This is a genomic window from Clostridium sp. ZBS15 (assembly GCF_023845705.1).
Classification (GTDB): Bacteria; Bacillota; Clostridia; order Clostridiales; family Clostridiaceae; genus Clostridium; species Clostridium aquiflavi.
On record NZ_JAMQHY010000059.1, the window covers coordinates 1 to 19,150 of the forward strand.

Annotated in this window: 17 protein-coding genes; 16 read left to right on the forward strand and 1 reads right to left on the reverse strand. The window is 26.3% G+C overall.

Going from position 1 to position 19,150, the window contains the following annotated elements; translation table 11 throughout:
* The first annotated feature begins 194 nt into the window (after positions 1–194).
* From thiC to holA, 14 genes are all read left to right on the forward strand, one after another.
* The gene (gene thiC, locus NG904_RS15390; RefSeq protein WP_252226203.1) at positions 195–1,502 is read left to right on the forward strand and encodes a phosphomethylpyrimidine synthase ThiC; all 1,308 of its coding nucleotides are present in this window, start codon (positions 195–197) and stop codon (positions 1,500–1,502) included.
* Between the two features lie 443 nt (positions 1,503–1,945).
* Positions 1,946–2,494: a sigma-70 family RNA polymerase sigma factor gene (locus NG904_RS15395; protein ID WP_252232525.1), complete on the forward strand. Its 549-nt coding sequence runs from the start codon at positions 1,946–1,948 to the stop codon at positions 2,492–2,494.
* Positions 2,487–2,708: a BhlA/UviB family holin-like peptide gene (locus NG904_RS15400; protein ID WP_252212620.1), complete on the forward strand. Its 222-nt coding sequence runs from the start codon at positions 2,487–2,489 to the stop codon at positions 2,706–2,708. The genes NG904_RS15395 and NG904_RS15400 overlap by 8 nt, the downstream gene beginning before the upstream one ends.
* Before the next feature lie 223 nt (positions 2,709–2,931).
* Positions 2,932–3,855 carry a DUF4003 family protein gene (locus NG904_RS15405; RefSeq protein ID WP_252232526.1) on the forward strand — a complete coding sequence of 308 codons (924 nt, stop codon included), beginning with the start codon at positions 2,932–2,934 and terminating at the stop codon, positions 3,853–3,855.
* A gap of 179 nt (positions 3,856–4,034) precedes the next feature.
* Positions 4,035–6,344: an AAA family ATPase gene (locus NG904_RS15410; protein WP_252232528.1), complete on the forward strand. Its 2,310-nt coding sequence runs from the start codon at positions 4,035–4,037 to the stop codon at positions 6,342–6,344.
* Positions 6,345–6,605: 261 nt separating this feature from the next.
* Entirely contained in the window at positions 6,606–6,941 is a 336-nt protein-coding gene (gene spoIIAA, locus NG904_RS15415; RefSeq protein WP_252212617.1) for an anti-sigma F factor antagonist, read from the forward strand.
* Positions 6,942–6,957: 16 nt separating this feature from the next.
* Positions 6,958–7,389 (forward strand): anti-sigma F factor, encoded by a 432-nt coding sequence (spoIIAB, locus tag NG904_RS15420; protein ID WP_252232530.1) that lies wholly within the window; start codon positions 6,958–6,960, stop codon positions 7,387–7,389.
* A gap of 9 nt (positions 7,390–7,398) precedes the next feature.
* A complete protein-coding gene (sigF, locus tag NG904_RS15425; protein WP_252212615.1) occupies positions 7,399–8,154 on the forward strand; it encodes an RNA polymerase sporulation sigma factor SigF in 756 nt (251 codons plus the stop codon).
* A gap of 301 nt (positions 8,155–8,455) precedes the next feature.
* Positions 8,456–8,914 carry a stage V sporulation protein AC gene (spoVAC, locus tag NG904_RS15430; protein ID WP_286674366.1) on the forward strand — a complete coding sequence of 153 codons (459 nt, stop codon included), beginning with the start codon at positions 8,456–8,458 and terminating at the stop codon, positions 8,912–8,914.
* A 290-nt stretch (positions 8,915–9,204) separates the two neighbouring features.
* Entirely contained in the window at positions 9,205–10,224 is a 1,020-nt protein-coding gene (gene spoVAD / locus NG904_RS15435) for a stage V sporulation protein AD (RefSeq protein ID WP_252212614.1), read from the forward strand.
* Between the two features lie 22 nt (positions 10,225–10,246).
* Complete coding sequence (gene spoVAE / locus NG904_RS15440; RefSeq protein ID WP_252212613.1) at positions 10,247–10,603, forward strand: stage V sporulation protein AE; 357 nt, start codon at positions 10,247–10,249, stop codon at positions 10,601–10,603.
* 113 nt (positions 10,604–10,716) lie between these two features.
* Complete coding sequence (locus NG904_RS15445) at positions 10,717–13,233, forward strand: P-type ATPase actuator domain-containing protein (protein WP_252232532.1); 2,517 nt, start codon at positions 10,717–10,719, stop codon at positions 13,231–13,233.
* A gap of 5 nt (positions 13,234–13,238) precedes the next feature.
* On the forward strand, positions 13,239–14,933 hold the full coding sequence (locus NG904_RS15450; protein ID WP_252232534.1) for a ComEC/Rec2 family competence protein: 1,695 nt from the start codon (positions 13,239–13,241) through the stop codon (positions 14,931–14,933).
* 29 nt (positions 14,934–14,962) lie between these two features.
* Positions 14,963–15,997: a DNA polymerase III subunit delta gene (gene holA, locus NG904_RS15455; protein WP_252232536.1), complete on the forward strand. Its 1,035-nt coding sequence runs from the start codon at positions 14,963–14,965 to the stop codon at positions 15,995–15,997.
* 39 nt (positions 15,998–16,036) lie between these two features.
* Here holA and rpsT read toward each other — a convergent pair whose 3' ends face one another.
* Positions 16,037–16,300: a 30S ribosomal protein S20 gene (gene rpsT / locus NG904_RS15460; RefSeq protein ID WP_252212609.1), complete on the reverse strand. Its 264-nt coding sequence runs from the start codon at positions 16,298–16,300 to the stop codon at positions 16,037–16,039.
* 320 nt (positions 16,301–16,620) lie between these two features.
* On the opposite strand from rpsT, the gene gpr reads away from it, so the two are divergent.
* A complete protein-coding gene (gene gpr, locus NG904_RS15465; RefSeq protein ID WP_252232542.1) occupies positions 16,621–17,592 on the forward strand; it encodes a GPR endopeptidase in 972 nt (323 codons plus the stop codon).
* A gap of 335 nt (positions 17,593–17,927) precedes the next feature.
* Positions 17,928–18,995, forward strand: a complete 1,068-nt coding sequence (locus tag NG904_RS15470) for a stage II sporulation protein P (RefSeq protein ID WP_252232539.1) — start codon at positions 17,928–17,930, stop codon at positions 18,993–18,995.
* Positions 18,996–19,150 lie beyond the last annotated feature (155 nt).

Here is a 19,150-nt window from a genome sequence, read left to right on the forward strand (position 1 = left end):
GCCTTAGCGATTTTGTTCTTCTTTAGGAATTTATAAAAATTTTAAATCTGAGTATAATTCCTAGAATGCTATGTTTTAAAGAAATGAAATTTATATATAATATATTGTGATTAGAAAAGACAGGTTGTTATTTATTTAGGTTATCCCCCTTAGAAAAATTATCTAATTTTTATAATAAGGGAGGATTTTTTTTTATGAGTTATACAACACAAATGGATGCTGCTAAAAAAGGAATTATTACTGATGAAATGAATTTAGTAGCAAAAAAAGAAAATATTAATGTAGAGGATTTGAGGGAGTTAGTAGCACAAGGTAAAATTGCAATACCTGCTAATAAAAATCATAAGAGTTTAAGTGCAGAGGGCGTTGGACAAGGATTAAGAACTAAAATAAATGTTAATTTAGGTATTTCAAAGGATTGTCAAAATTTTGAGATGGAATTAGAAAAGGTTCGTACAGCAATTGAAATGAAAGCAGAAGCTATCATGGATCTTTCTAATTATGGAAAAACTGAAGGGTTAAGAAAAAAAATAATTGATATGTCACCAGCTATGATAGGAACAGTTCCAATATATGATGCATTAGGATTTTATGATAAGGAATTAAAGGATATAACTGTAGATGAATTTTTTAGAGTAGTAGAAAAACATGGACAAGATGGAGTTGACTTTATAACAATTCATGCAGGGTTAAATAAGGAAGCCATAGAAACTGTAAAAAGAAATAAAAGGTTAACTAATATAGTTTCAAGAGGTGGTTCTTTATTATTTGCATGGATGGAATTAAATAATAAGGAAAATCCATTTTATGAGCATTTTGATAGATTACTAGATATATGTGCTAAATATGATATTACAATTTCATTAGGAGATGCGTGTAGACCAGGGTCAATAAATGATGCTACGGATGCATCTCAAATTAAAGAATTAATAACAATGGGGGAATTAACAAAAAGAGCATGGGCAAAAAATGTTCAAATAATAATAGAAGGTCCAGGACATATGCCTTTAAATGAAATTGAAGCTAATATGATTCTTGAAAAGAAGCTATGTCATGGAGCACCATTTTATGTGCTAGGACCATTGGTTACAGATGTAGCACCAGGCTATGATCATATAACATCTGCAATAGGTGGGGCTATTGCGGCAACTTATGGAGCTGATTTTTTATGTTATGTAACACCAGCGGAACATTTAAGATTACCTAATTTAGATGATATGAAAGAAGGTATTATTGCAACTAAGATAGCAGCTCATGCAGCAGATATAGCTAAAGGAATACCAAGAGCTAAAGTTTGGGATGATAAGATGAGTAAGGAAAGAGCAGAGCTTAATTGGGAAAAGATGATGGAACTCGCTATGGATTCAACAAAACCTAAAAAATATAGAGAAGAGTCAAAACCACATGATGAAGAAACATGTACTATGTGTGGTAAAATGTGTTCCATGAGGACAATGAAGAAAATATTAAATGGTGAAAATTTAAATATAATAAGGGATTAATAAAAATAGAGATGGCAGTATATAAGTTTGTTTTTATACAAAGTTATATGCTGCTTTTTTTTAGTTTTGAAAATTTACATGATGAAATTAAAATAGCTATTAAACATAATATTGTTATTTATTTTCATGCGCCTAAATTGATTATTCTAAATTAAAACATTTAAAAGCATTGAGTTTTATTTGCTTTAATAACTATTTATGTTGGTAATTGTAAAGTTTGAGTAACAATTATTGGATTATGATGGAATATTTAGGAGGATAAATTATAATTTTCATAATAATATTTATCAAATATAGAACTATTATATTTGTTTTTGTAGAATTTTGTTTGAATAAAAATACATAAATTGAAAAAAATAGGTTTACATTTTTTTTATATTTTTACTTTTAGTAGGTATATAAAGCTCTTGTTATGGAGTTAAAGCAACTTAAGGAGTGATCGTATGCCTACTACAGATTTATTAAAAAAAATGAAATTATTTCAAGAACAATCTAATAATTTTATGGATATAGTGTCTGATTTTAATTCTAAAATTAATTATTTGAGTTATAAGTTAAAATATCCAGAAGCATCTACAGATTTGATTATATATTTATATGAACTTGCATTACAATTGGATTTGAAAAAGTTTAATGATGATGAAGAAATATTAAAGTATATGAGAAGATGCATTAAGAATAAATCAATAAATTTATATTATAAAATAAATTCGTATAGAACCTTTATAACTTATAATTCCGATGAAGAACTTTTAAATGTACTAGACAAAAATATTAACAATGATGAATACTCAAATGTAATATTTAAGGATTTGATTTCATTATTAAAGCCTAAACAAAAGAAAATAATTTTTTTAAAGTTTTATTTACAGTTATCAGATAAGGAAATTGCAGAAAGATTAAAAATATCAAGACAAGCAGTAAATAAATCTAAAAGACAAGCTTTGAAATTTTTAAAGAATATATTATATAGGGAGGCAATTTATGTTTGATCAATTAATAAAAATAGCTGCAACTCAAGGAGTTTGGACAATTTTAAGTTGTGTTCTTATAGTTTATATATTAAAAGCACAAGAAAATAGAGACTTAAGACAAGAGGAGAGAGAAAAAAACTATCAAGATATAATAAAACAACTTACTGAAAAGTTAAATACACTAGATTCAATAAGTTCAACTATTAATGAAATAAGAAGCAAAATTAGATAGATATAATAAACTAATTAATACTATTAGACATACCCTAAAAACTTACTAATTCATATATATAATTAAGAAAGATGTTATTTATTAATAATTAAATAATAAATTTAGACACAAATATGTCATAAAGACATTATATAATTAAATAAAGAAAGTAATTAATAGATTAGTAAAAAACTAGGGGGAGATCATAATAGATACGAATACCAGAATAGTTTGTGATACTACAGTGAATAACTATCTTAATGCTAAAGAAACATTAAGATATGATGGAGATTATATTAATCATTTTTCTTCTTTACTTAATGGATATTATAATAAAGAAATTAAATTTGATGAAATTAAATATATAAGAAAATTTATTAAAGATAAAACGTCTAGAATGTCTTCGTTTAGAGGGGATATGCTATATATATTATCATTTTTAATATCAGTGATGAATGATAAAAAAGATAAAACAGATTTAATTGATGAAATAATTGGTGTATTTGAGTCATTATTGGAAGAAAATTTAAAAGATTGTGGCTATTTAGTTTTATCGGCATATTCAATAGTAAAATATGTAGATAAAGAAAATAGGCAAGATATAATTTATAAAACTAAAGAAATATTTAAAATAATAAAATCTAAATATGGAAACGTAACAAAAGAGGATGATTATTTATTCTGTACTCTATTAGCAATAAATTGTAATGAATTTAATTCTATAACTGAATATATGGAACAAGTTTTTAATTATGTTTTACATTTGGATTTATTCTCTAATAATAGCGTACAAGGATTGACTAATACAATACTGTTAAATGGTTATGAAGATGCAACCTGCAAGGCTGAAGAACTGTTAAAATCCTTAGAAAAAAATGATTTCAAGATAAGTAATCAATTTTTGAGTGTACTAGGAGTTTTGGTAAAAAAACAAGATGTACATGAAATCATAAGAAGAATGAAAGAAGTTGTAGAATATTTATGTAATGAAGAACTTGAATATGAATTTTATATAGATAAAGGATTTAGAAATATACTTGCTTTAGTTATTGTATTTATGAGTATGGAAGAGGAAAATATAAAATATTTGGACGAATTATTAGCATTTAGTACATATTCGTTCTTAATAAGTAAAAATCAAGGAGTTTTTAATGAAGTTTTAGCTTAATTATAAAAAATTAGTAGTAAATAATATATTAAAATATGGAGAAAAAATAAAAAACTATCTCTATTTTTTCAGTTGAAGAATATTAATATTAATATACTACTAATTTAAGGAGGAAACTACTTTTGAAGATTTAATCACAGTTTAAGTTATAGAAAAAAACTTCGAAGTGGATATGGTTTATGAAAAATGAATTAACTCCAAGTGAAGTTATATTTAAATGTTCTTTTAAAGAATTATCTGAGAAAGAACGTCTTGCAGAATTACCAGAAGTTACTTCAAGATTAAATGATATAAAAAGAGCTTTAAAAATTAAGAAAAATGGATACAACTTATATTATATTGATTCATTTGCAATGAATAAATTAACTGACTTGATGGATTATATTTCAAAGATATACGAAGAGGAAAGTGCACCTAAAGATATATGCTATGTTACTACTGAAGATATATTAAATCCAAAAGTTTTATTTTTGCCAAGTGGAAAAGGAACACTGTTAAAAGAACAAATTGACGATATAAAGAATCAATATTTTGATTGTGTAATAGAATTTTATAATGGCTCATCTGATAAGGAAAAAGAGGAGTTACTTGAAGAAACCAAGGAACAAAGGAATGAGTGTATTTCTAATTTAATGAAAAAAGCAAAGGAAAATAATTTTGAGGTAAAAGCAACAAATGGTGGTTTTGTATTTATTCCATTAAAATCTCAAGGAAATGAGATGACAGAAGATGAGTATGATGAATTGGAAAATGACGAACAGGGGGTAATCAAGGAACAAGTATCAGAATTGAAAAAGGAAGCACAAGTTGTACTAGATAAGCTAACTGCACTTGAAATTAAATCAATTAATGAATTAAGAGTTATTTATGAAAAATATCTTAAAGAAGAAATGAAAGAAATGAAGGAAGATTTATTATTTGAATTTGTAACTGATAAATTTACTTGTATGTATCTTTCTCAAATGTTTGATTGGATTGAAGAGCAGATAGTTGAATGCTATACAGTAAGTCTAGAAGAGGATCAGCAATATATAGATGATATTTTCACAAAATTTGAAGTTAGAGTTCTTGTGGATAATAAAAATATACCACATCCAAGAGTTATTTTTGAAGAAGATCCCACAATAAATAATTTGATTGGAAATATTGAATATAAGAATAGTAATGGAGGATATTTGCCAGACATAGAGTTAATACATCCTGGAAGCTTATTAAAAGCTAATGAAGGTTGTTTAATTTTAAATCTTAATTCATTACTATCTAGTGGGTATAGTTATTATTATTTAAAGAAAATACTAATGCTTGGAAAAATAGACTATAGTTATACAAAAAATTATTTAGATGTTCTATCTTTAGAAGGCTTAAAACCTGAGTCTATACCAATTAATGTGAAAGTTATTTTAATAGGTGATTATGAGGCATTTAGTATACTTCACGAGAAAGACGAAGAATTTAAAAGAATATTCCCATTTAAAGTTGAAATGGAAAATCAATTGAAATGTAATGATGCATCAAGAAGTTTAGTTGCAAATTATATAAAAAATAAAGTAAAAAATGAAAATCTTTTAGATATGGATCAAGAATCAATAGAAGAAATTTTTAAATATTTATCTAGAATTATAGGGGATAGAAATAAGATTTCTGTGGATAATTACTATATTGATAGAATATTATATCTAGCTAATGATAAAGCAAATAGTGAGGGGAGATTCTCTGTAATTAGAGATGATGTTATTAGTAGCTATCATTGTGATGATAAAGATATTAAAGAAGAGATGCTAGAAAGTTATAAGAATAATAAAATATTAATAGCTATTAAAGGTGAAAAGGTTGGATCTATTAATGGATTAGCGGTTATTGGCACAAGTTTATTTAGCTTGGGAAGACCTATGAGAATAACTTGTTTAGCATTTCAAGGCAGTGGTAGAATAATTGATGTTCATAATGAATGCAAATTAAGTGGAAATATTCATGAAAAATCTATTGTAATTTTAAGAGGTTTAATAAATACTTTATTGAGTCCTTATGAAAGCTTACCAGTAGATTTTCAGTTGAGTTTTGAACAAACGTATTCACTAGTTGAAGGTGATAGTGCTTCTGTTGCAGAAATAATATGCATGCTTTCAGCCATTAGTAAAAGACCGATAAAACAAAATATTGCAGTAACAGGATCAATAAATCAATTTGGAGAAGTACAACCAATAGGAATGGTTAATGAAAAGATTGAAGGCTTTTATACTGTATGTAAGACTATAGATAATATTAGTGGCAAAGGTGTATTGATTCCTAGTATGAATAAAGATGAACTAATCTTAGAAAAAGAAGTGGAAGAGAGTATTAGTAATGGTGATTTTCATATTTATACAATGGATGTCCTTGAAGATGCAATAGAAGTTCTTATACTAAATGAAGGTGAAACTGTTAAGACATTTTTTAAGATTATAGAAGAAGAGATAGCCAAATATAAACCAAGTAAAAAGAAGAAGTAAAAAAATAAGTACTAAGTTAAAAAAATAAGCTTAGTACTTATTTTTTCGTTATGTTTTAGCAAAGCACTTTAGCTCTTAACTATAATCTTTACACTTTTGATTAAAATGTCATTGAGATATTTCATTTTTATTATATAAAATTGAATAAATAGAAGAAAATGTAATAAAACAAATTGACGGTGCATAAAATAGTATGTTAAAATATGGTAAAGAAAACTAAGGAGGTGAATTACTCTAAGAAAAATTTTAGAGTATTTTTATATGGATTTAAAATTTGATAAGTATGATGAAATTTTAATAGTCACTATGATTGGGGAGTTAGATCATCATAGTGCAGAAGAAGTTAGAGTTAGAATTGACGATAGAATCGATAGAGATAATATACAAAAATTAATTTTAAACTTTTCTGGAGTGAGTTTTATGGACAGTTCTGGAATTGGAGTAGTTGTTGCAAGAAATAAAAAACTTAATAGTAAAGGTGGCGCTCTCTGTATTTGCAATATAAAGGAAAGCGTAAATAAAGTATTTGAATTAACAGGATTATATAAAATAATTAAACATTATGAAACTGTAGATGAGGCAGTAAGATGCATTTAAGATGGAGGGATTTATTGTGTATGAAAATAAAATGAATTTGGAGTTTGTAAGTAAATCTCAAAATGAAGCTTTTGCAAGAGTAGCTGTAGCTGCATTTATCGCTCAATTAGATCCAACTATAGATGAGATAAGTGATGTGAAAACAGCAGTATCAGAAGCAGTAACTAATTCTATAATACACGGATATGAAAATAAGGAAGATGGAATTATTAAAATTGAAGTTGAAATTCGTGATGGAGAAGTTACCATTGAGATTATGGATCATGGAAAAGGTATTGAAGATATACCGAAAGTGATGGAGCCATTATATACATCACGTCCTGATTTGGAGAGATCAGGAATGGGTTTTACTGTTATGGAAACATTTATGGATGGGTTATTAGTTGAAAGTGAAAAGGAAAAGGGTACAAGGGTTAGAATGAAGAAAAAATTTAACATATTAAGTTAGGGGAAAAATATGGGAACAGAGAATTTTAATAGAGAGGAATATAATTATAATGATAATTCACAATTATTACCTTTAGCTAAAGACGGTGATTCTGAAGCTATGAATAGATTAATAGAGATGAATTTACCACTAGTAGCTTCTATAAGTAAGAAATTTTTAAATAGAGGATATGACTATGAGGACATATTTCAAATAGGATCTATTGGACTAGTAAAGGCCATAAATAATTTTGATTTAAGTTACAATGTTAAATTTTCAACTTATGCAGTACCTATGATCATTGGAGAGATAAAAAGATTTTTAAGAGACGATGGGATGATAAAAGTCAGTCGTAATGTGAAAAGCTTAGCAAAGCGTATACACTTTACAAAAGAGGAATTAACTAAAAAATTAAATCGTAGTCCTACTATAGATGAACTTGCAGAATATTCTGGAGTAGATAAAGAAGAAATAATATTTGCTATAGAATCAGCTAACAGTCTACAATATCTTTATGATACAATTCATCAAGATGATGGAGCACCTGTATTGCTTATAGATAAGTTAAGTGAAAAAGGTGAAGATGATATTGGAATGATAAATAAAATAGCACTAAAAGAGGCGTTAAGAAGTCTAGATGAAAAAGCCAGACAGATTATAGTATTAAGATATTTTAAAGATAAGACACAAGTCCAAGTAGCTAAATTGCTTGGTATAAGTCAAGTTCAAGTATCAAGAATTGAAAAAAAGGTACTTTTAAAAATGCGAGAGAAATTAGAAGAATAGAAATTAAAATGGTGATTTTTATAAAAAATATCAAAAAACAGATGAGACAATCATCTGTTTTTTTATTTTCTTTAGGAAATTATATCAGTAATTTTGTTTTGAAAATTGTGTGGTTTAAAATTGAAATAAATTATATTTAAGGGGTATATATACAATAGTTTTAGGCGAATGATAATAAGGAACAAATTAACATAATTAAATTTTCTAAATTTACAAATAATACTTATGTATGGATATATAAAAATAAAAAAGAAAGGAGAATGCTACAAGTTTATATTTATAAGTAGCAAAGTGATAAATATTGAAAAAAAGAAATGAAGCAATTATAAAACAAAAATACGAAAAGATGGCTAAACAGGTTGAACCAAAACCTAAAATACTTCAAGATTGTGCTAAGGCTTTTTTTGTTGGAGGAATAATTTGTACTATAGGACAATTTATAAATAATTATATAGCAACTTTAGGTTTGCCAGAAGATGAAGTAAAAACAATTGTTTCTATAGCTATGATTTTCTTTGGTGCATTATTAACAGGTGTAGGGATATATGATAAGATAGCACAATTTGGAGGTGCAGGAACAGTAGTACCAATAACAGGCTTTTCAAATGCAATTGTATCTCCAGCTATAGAATTTAAAAAAGAAGGTTTTGTTTTTGGAGTAGCATCCAAAATGTTTACAATTGCAGGTCCAGTTCTTGTATATGGTATAGGAACGTCTGTAATTATAGGTATTGTGTATTATATAATGTCTATTTTTTAAAATAAAAAGTTATTATATAAATTTATAGTTATAAAAGTTGATAAAATCTAGATTTATGAGTAAATATTAGTTGAGAATTGAGAGTGGAAAGTGTAGAGTGAAGGAGAAAATTCTATATTGGAATTTAAAAAACATATATTTTGGAAAGTCTTTATGACTTTCTACCAAAACTTTTAACTTTAATCTCTCCACTCTCAACTAAAAAAGTGTGGAACAACCACTTTGTTTTTTTATATTAATTAGATATTAAGATTAATTACTGTAGTTTGTTAATTGAGGTAGGTGTAAATATGAAAATAGATAGTAAGAAAATAGGATCTCAAACAGTTAAATTAACAAATCCACCTAAAATAATTTCTGCTTACTCCATAGTAGGACCTAAAGAGGGTGAAGGACCTTTAAAGGAGTATTTTGATCAAATATTAAATGATGATACTTGTGGCAAAGATAGTTTTGAAAAAGCTGAAAGTGAAATGATGTTTACAGCTATAACAGAGGCTTTGTCAAGAGCTAATTTACAGGAATGTAATATAGATTATCTTTTTGCTGGAGATTTATTAAATCAAATAATATCTTCGAGTTTTGCAGCAAGAAAATTTGATATACCTTTTTTTGGATTATATGGAGCATGTTCTACTATGACAGAATCATTAAGTTTAGCCTCTATAATAATGGACTCTGGATGTGCAGATCATGTAGTAGCTGCAACGTCATCTCATTTTAGTTCAGCTGAAAGACAATTTAGATTTCCTCTAGAATATGGATGCCAAAGATGTGCTACTTGTCAATGGACTGTAACAGGTTCAGGTGCACTAGTATTGGGGCATGAAGGAAAATTCCCAGAGGTAACTTATGTAACTACTGGAAAAGTAAAAGACTATGGTCAAAAAGATCCTAATAATATGGGAGCTGCAATGGCTCCAGCAGCTGTAGATACATTAGTAAGTCATTTTAATGATACAGGAAGAAAACCAGAATTTTACGATGTTATAGCAACAGGTGATTTAGGGAGTGTAGGAAAAGAGTTAGCAGACAAATTAATATCGGAATATGGTTTTGATATAAGATCTAATCATATTGATTGTGGAGAAGCAATTTTTAATAATGAACAACAAAAAACTGCTGCAGGAGGAAGTGGATGTGGATGTTCAGCAGTTGTATTTGCAGGAGAATTTTATAAAAAATTAATGAGAAAAGAAATAAAGAATGTACTCTTAGTATCTACAGGAGCTTTAATGAGTCCAACTTCATCTCTTCAAGGAGAGAGTATACCAGGTATAGCACATGCAGTTGCAATAGAAATGAAATAAGTTTTGAAAGGAGGGTATATATATGGATTATTTAAGTGCTTTTATAACTGGAGGAATTATATGTATAATAGCACAAATATTAATGGATACAACAAAGTTAACACCAGGTAGAATATTAGTTTTATTTGTTACAATTGGAGCAATATTAGGTGCTTTTGGAATATATGATAAAATTGTTGCAATAGGAGGTGCAGGAGCTACTGTACCTTTACCTGGATTTGGAAATTTATTAGCTAAAGCTGCAATAAAAGAAGTAAAAGAAATAGGACTACTAGGAGCCTTTACTGGAGGTATTAAAGGTGCTGCTGGAGGGATAACTGCTGCTATTTTCTTTGGTTATCTAATGGCTTTAATATTCAACCCTAAAACAAAAGAGTAGATTTTTAACTTTATTTTTAATCTACTAACATTTATACTATAATTAATAAATAATAATCCAGTTTATAGGCTGGTTTATTATTTATTTAATTATTAGTTAGGTGGGGGGATTTTTTGGACAAATATTGTAAAAGTACATGGCTTCAAGTTGTTGAAATGTTAGACGGTAATATACAAAAAGGACTTAATAGTAGTGAGTGTGTAGTAAGAAAAGAAAAGTATGGAAGCAATAAGATAGAATTACCAAGTGGGAATAGAGTATCTAAGAATATACTAAGTATATTTAAACAAGTACATATATTAATATATTTAATACTTACAATTTTATTATTTGTATTGAATTTTAATAATTATAAATTTATTATATTAGGATTTTTAATTATAAATACTGCAGCACTTATGTTTTATAACATTAGAAAAGATAAAGAAATTGGCTTTTTAGAAAAGTTGAACTTTGCTACGGCTACTGTAGTAAGAGATGGTCTACAACAAATAATAAAAGCAGAAGATATATTAATAGGTGATATAGTAATTTTTAAAAAAGATTCCTTGATTCCTGCTGATATAAGAATAATAAAAGCTAATAATATAAAAGTAGATGAAAAAAATATTACTGGGGAGACATTTTTTAAAGAGAAATTCGAAAGTAAAATAAGCGGTGGAATAAATTCACTTAGTGAAATGAACAATATACTTTTTAAAGGTTCTGTAATAAAAGAAGGTAATGGGGAAGGTATAGTAATTTCAATAGGGAATTCTACTCAACTTGGAAGACTTTTAGCAATGCTTACATATGCAAGCAATAGAAAGAACACCCTATTAAACAAAATACAAAAACAATGGGGAAAGTATCTGTTGTATAGTTTCCTAATATTAATATGCGGAATGATAAGTATTAATTTAGTAAAACAAGACATAAGTGATTTATATACTGGATTTTTTATAATTGGATGTTTACCAGTTTTTTTAATTATAGCACTAGCTGTTAAATATATTTCTGAATTATTTTTAAAACAAGATATTAATATTATAAATTTTTCTACTTTTGATTTAATAAATAATATTAATATAATGTGTTTAGATAAAATTGGAGCAATAACTCAAGAAAAAATGATAGTAAAAAAAATATTTACTAATAATGAAATATCTTTATCTGAGAATGTCGAATATTCTAAGGATATAAATATTACGAGAATATTAGATATATCGTTATTATGTAATAATTCTATTTATAATGTTGAAAATAATAATGGTTCAGGTGACTTAGCTGAGATAGCATATTTAGAATATGCGTCTAAAAAGAAAGTATATAAATCAATTTTAGATAATCAAAATCTTAGAATTATTGAAATACCTATGGATTTTGATAAAAAAATGATAACAGTTTTGAATAGAATAAAAAGATGGTATAGAGCTAATTCACGTGGTAATTTAGATTCGGTATTAGAAAGATGTACTCATATTATGGTAGATGGAGTAGAAAAAGAACTTACTGATGAAGAAAAATCTAAAATAAAAGAAATTGATATAAAATTTTCAGCAGAAGGTTTAATAACGGAAGCCTTTGCATATAGAAATTTTAGTTATCAACCATCAACGGATGAAAATATAGAAAGTAATATGGTTTTTGTGGGTATTATTGCTTTAGAAAATCCACTTAAAGAAGATATTGAAGAAAGAGTTAATAAAATAAAGGATAATGGTATAATTCCAATTCTATTTACAGAAGAAAATAAAATCAGTGCTATCACAACAGCAAAAAAAGCACGACTTATATATAAAAATGAACAAGTTGTATCAGGAATAGAATTAAATACATTAAGTTCTAAAGAATTAAAAGATTTATTAAATAAAGTAAGAGTATTTTCCAGAATAAATCCTGAAATAAAGTCTCAAATAATAGCTCTATTTAATAAAGATGGATATAAAGTATCAGCAACAGGAGAAAATTTGGGGGATTTACCAAGTTTAAATTTATCTAATGTTGGTATAGCTAAAGGAGAACCTTCTTTATTAGTTAAGAAAATATCCGATGTTTATATAAAAGAGAATTATTTAGATGGATTTTTTAAGATAAAAGATTATGCAACAAAATTAAATCATAATATTAATAGAACATTTAAAGGTATTTATACATTGGTTTTAACACAAATAATAACTTTATTATTGTCTTCAATGGTTGGAATATCGGAATCATTAGATATTTTTAATATATTATTTATAAATATAATTTTAAGTGTACCACTTGCATTAATTTTATTGTTGAAAGATGGAATGGATATAAGCAGGAAAGAAGTGATAGGTAGATCAATGTTATTAAGTGCAATAACATTAATATCAACATATATATTAAAAGATAATAGTAGATACTTAATTTCATTGTTAACAATGTCTTTAGGCGGAATTGTATTTACTGCATTTAATAGCAATATAAGCCTAAGGGGCTCATCAATAGAAAGAAAATTAATGATAATATCTTTAGTTTTAGCAATAGCATCATTAGGAGCAACATTTATGTTAAAACAAGTAGTTATAACAAATAACTGCATGATTATTTCAGCTATAATAGTAGTATTTTTACTTGTGTTTGAAATTTTATTTAAAAAGTGGCAAAACTCATTAATGAGGTGAGCTATTTGAACACAAAAAGAATTGAAGAAATAGCCAATCCAATAGTATATATTTTTATAACGCTAATATTGAGTTCAATTACTTTTGGATTGTTTTCTGATTTTAAGAAGCTTACAATTTTTATTGTTGGCTTTTTTTTTATATGTGTTTTTTATTATTGTGGAATTAACTTTATATTTATAATTAGCTTAATTTTTGCAATTGGATTATTTATTAATTTTTCATATTACAATATTAATTCCAATGTAGATGCACAAGTAAGAATATTAAAGAATAATTCATATGAAACAATAGGATGTTATAATGGTAAAAAAATTATAATAGAAAATTTAAAAGATGAGTTAACTCAAGGCGATAAATTTAATGTAAAAGGAACATTAAAAGATAAGGATATTAAACAAAAGGGGATAGTGGGAACTCTTTTTATAAATAATTTACAAAAAAGCGATGATGATTTTATAAGTAAACTGTATAATATTAAAAATAAAGTATATCAAATGCTAGAAGAAAATATTGGCAAAAGAAAGGCAGGACTTATTTCATCTATTGCATTTGGTTATTCAGAGTGTTTGGATGATGAAGATAAGGAGTATATGAAAAGCTTTGGAATAATACATGCAATTAGTGTTTCAGGATTACATGTTGCTATAGTATATAGTGTTCTAAAAAGATTTTTAGGCATTAAGCTAGGTTTGATATTTGCTATAATATATGTTTTATTTACTGGCAGTAATTATTCAAGTATTAGAGCATTTTTAATGCTGAGCACATTGGAATTAAGTCACTTATTGAAACGAAATAATAATTCTATCTCAGCATTAAGCATATCTGGAATAGTACTCTTACTTATGAGACCTTATGCTGTTTTTGAAGTCTCATTTCATTTATCATATTTAGCAACACTAGGAATAATTTTGTATAATAAGAAACTTAATTATAAGTTTTATAAATTGCCTAAGGTGTTAAGAAATACTTTAAGTATTAGTTTATCAGCTGAAATTTTTACTTTTCCATATTTAGTTTTAGTGTTCAAAGATTTTTCTATCAATTTTATATTGGGAAATTTATTTTTAATGCCGTTTATTAATTTAATAGTTATATGCGGCAATATTTTACCAGTTACATATGTTATACCTAGTTTATTTGATTTTTGCAGTTATATTAATTTAGTTATATTGAAATGGTTTGACTGGACGTTAGATAAATTAGAGTATTATTCATTACCTATAATCAATGGTAATGAATATATAGCTATATTTTATATGAGCATTTTAATAAGTTTATATTTTGTAAAAAATAATCAATATAAATTTATTTATTTACCTATTTTATTTATAGTGGCAATAACCATTGAACTATATAGTCCATTACCTAAAATACATTATTATAATGAAGGTTCTTTTTTAATTACTTATAAAGGTGATAGAGTACTTGTAACAAATAAAAATAATATAGATATAAAAAAATTAAAAAATATGACTTTTGCTACAAAAACATATAGAGAAAATGGAATTATAAATATAGGTGATAAAGCTAAAATAAAAAAATATAAAAATAATTGTGTATTAAAGGTTGATGATAAAAATTATATTCTTAAAACTAATAATACAAAAGTTAATTCTAAGGATTATGATATAATAAATTTTAGCGATAATAATATAAATAAAATTATATTATTTAAAGGTAAAGTGCTATTTTAGATGTGAAGTATAGGAAGGCGGATTTTACTTTGATTAATTATGAAGTTTTTGAAAGAGAAATTGAAAAAGGAAATATAAAAAATTCATATATATTTTGTGGATTAGATGAAGAGCTTATAAAGGATTCTATAAACTCAATACTTAATAGGACTATAGGAAATGATAAAGATAATCTTAATTTAATAAGAATAGATGGTATGAAAACAAATTATGATGAAATTATGAATGCATGTGAAACTTTTCCAATGATGAGTGATAAAAAAGTTGTCATTGTATACAGAGCTAATTTTTTGAAAGATAAAAGTGATGAAGCATCCAATAAGACTTATAAAAGTATGTTGAAATATGCTTCTGACATGCCACCGTATACTATTTTAATAATGTATTATTTATTTAATGATAAAAGGGAAAAACCTAATAAGAATAAAAAGTTAAATTCATTAGATAAATTAATACCAGTTGTACATTGTGATAAATTAAGAAGAGACTCTTATATTAAGAAAATAAATGATTTATTTAAAATAAATAAAAAGAATATAGGGAAAATAGAACTTATATATTTTGCAGAAAAAGTGCAAAATAATTTTGATATAATAAAAAGAGAAATTGATAAATTGATTTCATATACAGATGGAAGAGAAATAACTAAAAAAGATATTGATAAGTTAATATCTTCATCTGGAGAAGATGATGTATTTGATTTAGTTGAGTTAATAGCACAAAGAAAAATAGAACGTGCAATGGATGTAATGAAGGAAATTTTATATAAATCAGATCAACATATGTTAATAATAAGTAATATTCAAAGACATTTTATCAAACTTTATGATATAAAAACTGGATTAAGACAAGGGAAAAAGATAAATAATTTCATGACAGAATTAAGATTACCACAGTTTGTTTGTGAAAAATTAGTTTCACAAAGCAGTAAATTTACAGAAAAACAATTAAGTGAACTTGTTAAATTGTGTGTTAATACAGAAAATAATTTAAAATCTAGTGGACTAGATAAGACTATGGAAATGGAATTGTTACTTATTAATACTTTAACAGTAAAAAGATAAGAAAATAAATAACCCACCAAAAATGGTGGGTTTATTAGATTACGCCATAGCGTTTAATTTCGCAGCTAATCTAGATTTCTTTCTTGCAGCCATGTTTTTGTGAACAACACCTTTTGAAGCAGCCACATCTAAAGACTTAGTTACTGCTACGAAAGCAGTTTTAGCTTCTTCAACATTGTTACCAGCTACAGCAGCTTCAAACTTTTTAATTACAGTTTTTAACGCTGATTTAATCATTCTATTGTTTAAAGTTTTAGTTTCAGTAACTTTAATTCTCTTTTTTGCTGATTTTATGTTTGCCATTCTTGATTCACCCCCTTAAAGTTTTATAGGGCCTAAGCAGTTTTCGGGGAAATCTGCTCAACGTTTAATTTCAACAAACCTTATTATAACATTGAAAGTTATGTAATTCAAGTATTAAATTTAAACATATAGGAAAAATAATAGTATTAAGCATTTATCTGATTGCTACCATTAACAATAATCTTATTTTGTAATATATGAGATAATCAATGGGTTGCATGTGGATAAGTTCTTCTAAGGTTCAGATAGAGAAAGGCGATTTTTATAAGAAAAATCTAGCTAAAAATAAGAATAACTTGATATATGGAGGTAAGGTAACAATGGATATTAGAACAGATTTGGCAATTGAATCAAGGGAAATGTATATAAAAAAACATAATAGAGAAATTGATGGAGTTATTGCAGAAGAAGAAAAAGAGGGGGATATAAAATTTACTACAGTAAAGATAGAAAATGAAGATGGAGCTAAAAAAATGGGTAAACCTATAGGAAATTATATAACAATGGATATTCCAGAATTTACAGTTTATGATGGTGGAATAATGGATGATGTTTCTAAGGTTTTAGGAAAAATATTAAAAAGACTTATTAATTTAGAGGAAAAGCAAACAGCACTAGTAGTTGGTCTTGGAAATTGGCAAGTAACACCAGATGCTTTAGGACCTAAAGTTGCAGAAAAAATAATGGTAACTAGACATTTGCAAGTTGTTATGCCTGAGGCTATTGATGATTCCGTAAGGCCTGTATGTGCTATAGCACCAGGTGTATTAGGTATAACAGGCATTGAAACTGGGGAAATTATAAAATCTTTAGTTGATAAAGTTAAACCTGATGTGGTAGTTTGCATAGATGCATTAGCTTCAAGACGTATAGAAAGAGTTAACAGAACAATTCAAATTTCAGATACGGGAATATCTCCAGGTGCAGGTGTTGGAAATAACCGAAAAGAAATAAGTGAAAAAACTTTAGGTGTAAAAGTAATTGCAGTAGGTGTACCAACAGTTGTTGATGCAGCTACAATTGCTAGTGACTCAATAGATTTAGTTATAGATGAATTAATAAGCAAATCTTCATCAGGAAAAGAATTTTATAATATGTTAAAAGATATTGATAAATCAGAAAAGAAACTTCTTATAAAAGAGGTTTTATCTGCTAATGTTGGTGAATTAATAGTAGCACCAAAAGAGGTAGATATGATTATTGAGGCATTATCTAAAATTATATCTAATGGTGTAAATATGGCGCTTCAACCTGATATGGAAATGGAAGATATAAATAAGTTTTTAAATTAAAAGTGGCTTAGCCACTTTTTTATAGTATAGGAAATTATAGAATTTTTGAAGCTTGAAAGGCTCATGAAATTTAAGGTTATGGATATATTTTTGAATTAACAATGTACAATGAACAATTGACAATTTAGGATGAAATAACAACGTGATTTCTAAATATATATTTTTTAAGAAAGCCAGTGGCTTTCAACCACAATTGTCCACTGTCAATTGTAAATTGTTCATTGAAGGGTGGCTTAGCCACTTTTTTTATTTATAAAATTAATAATTTTATAAATAAAGATAATAATTATGTAAATTTATTAATATAAATATAAAAGAAGCAAGGGGGGGTTAACTTGTACAAACTTACATTAGGAAGAAAAAATTTTAAACAACAGAATGCAAGAACTAAGTTTCTTTCCAGAATTAACAGTGGACTAATATTATTAATTATTATAGTGTTTATATTTTTTCTAAGGGTTGGCAGTGTATTGAAGCAATGTAATGAGAGAGGTGGATATGCATATGTTCAATTATTAAACTTAGGTATGCCAATAGTAAAAGAACAAGTTTATAATGAAGAAAGTTATGCGGAAAATAACTTATCTTTAAAAAATGTTTTATTAAAATCAGTTGGTTTGGACGGGTTAACATATGAGAATATATTAAAAAGCGAAGTTGGCTTTTTTAATAATATAGATAGAAATGATGAGTCTACATTAACATTTAATCAATTTAGCGTAAATGAAGACAGTATATTAAAATTTTCATCAAATGAAAAATCATTAAATAGTAAGATTTATGATGCATCCTTAAAAAAGGAACTAAATGTATCTAAACCTGAAATTTTAATTTATCATACACATACAACTGAAAATTATGCAGAGGCTTCAGTTGATACTACTGATGAAAATGCAAATGTAGTTGGCGTTGGAGATGTATTAGCAAAAGAATTAGAAGAGAACTATGGAATTTCAGTAATACATGATAAAACAAATCATAGCGTTTCATATAATGATAGTTATTCAAGATCAAGTGAAACGGTAGATAAGTATCTAAAAAAATATGGAGATTTTAAAATTATATTAGATTTGCATAGAGATTCTGTGCCTGACAAAGGTGCTATGACTACAAAAGTTGAAGGGACAGAAGCTGCTAAAATTATGTTTGTAAATGCTAAAAATAGTACAAGGTATGATAAAAATAAAGAGTTAACAGAACAAGTATTTAAAAAGACAGAAGAACTATTTCCAGGATTAACAAGAAAAATCTTAACTTATAATAGAGGAAAAAATGCATTTAATCAAAGTAAAAGTGATGGAAGCTTACTTTTTGAAATGGGATCTAATGTAAATTCAATTGAAGAAGCAAAAGTTACAGCAAGATGCATGGCAAGGGTTATTGCTGAAATATTAAATAAATAGATAAAAAGCTCTACTTTAGAAATTATATTTATATATGCATAAGCAAAGTGGACTGAGTAATTGAACTTAACAACACTAAAATGAGTATAGTCCTATTTTAGCTTGTTCCAAATATAAAATTAAGACAAGCAGTAAATATGACAATACTCATTAAG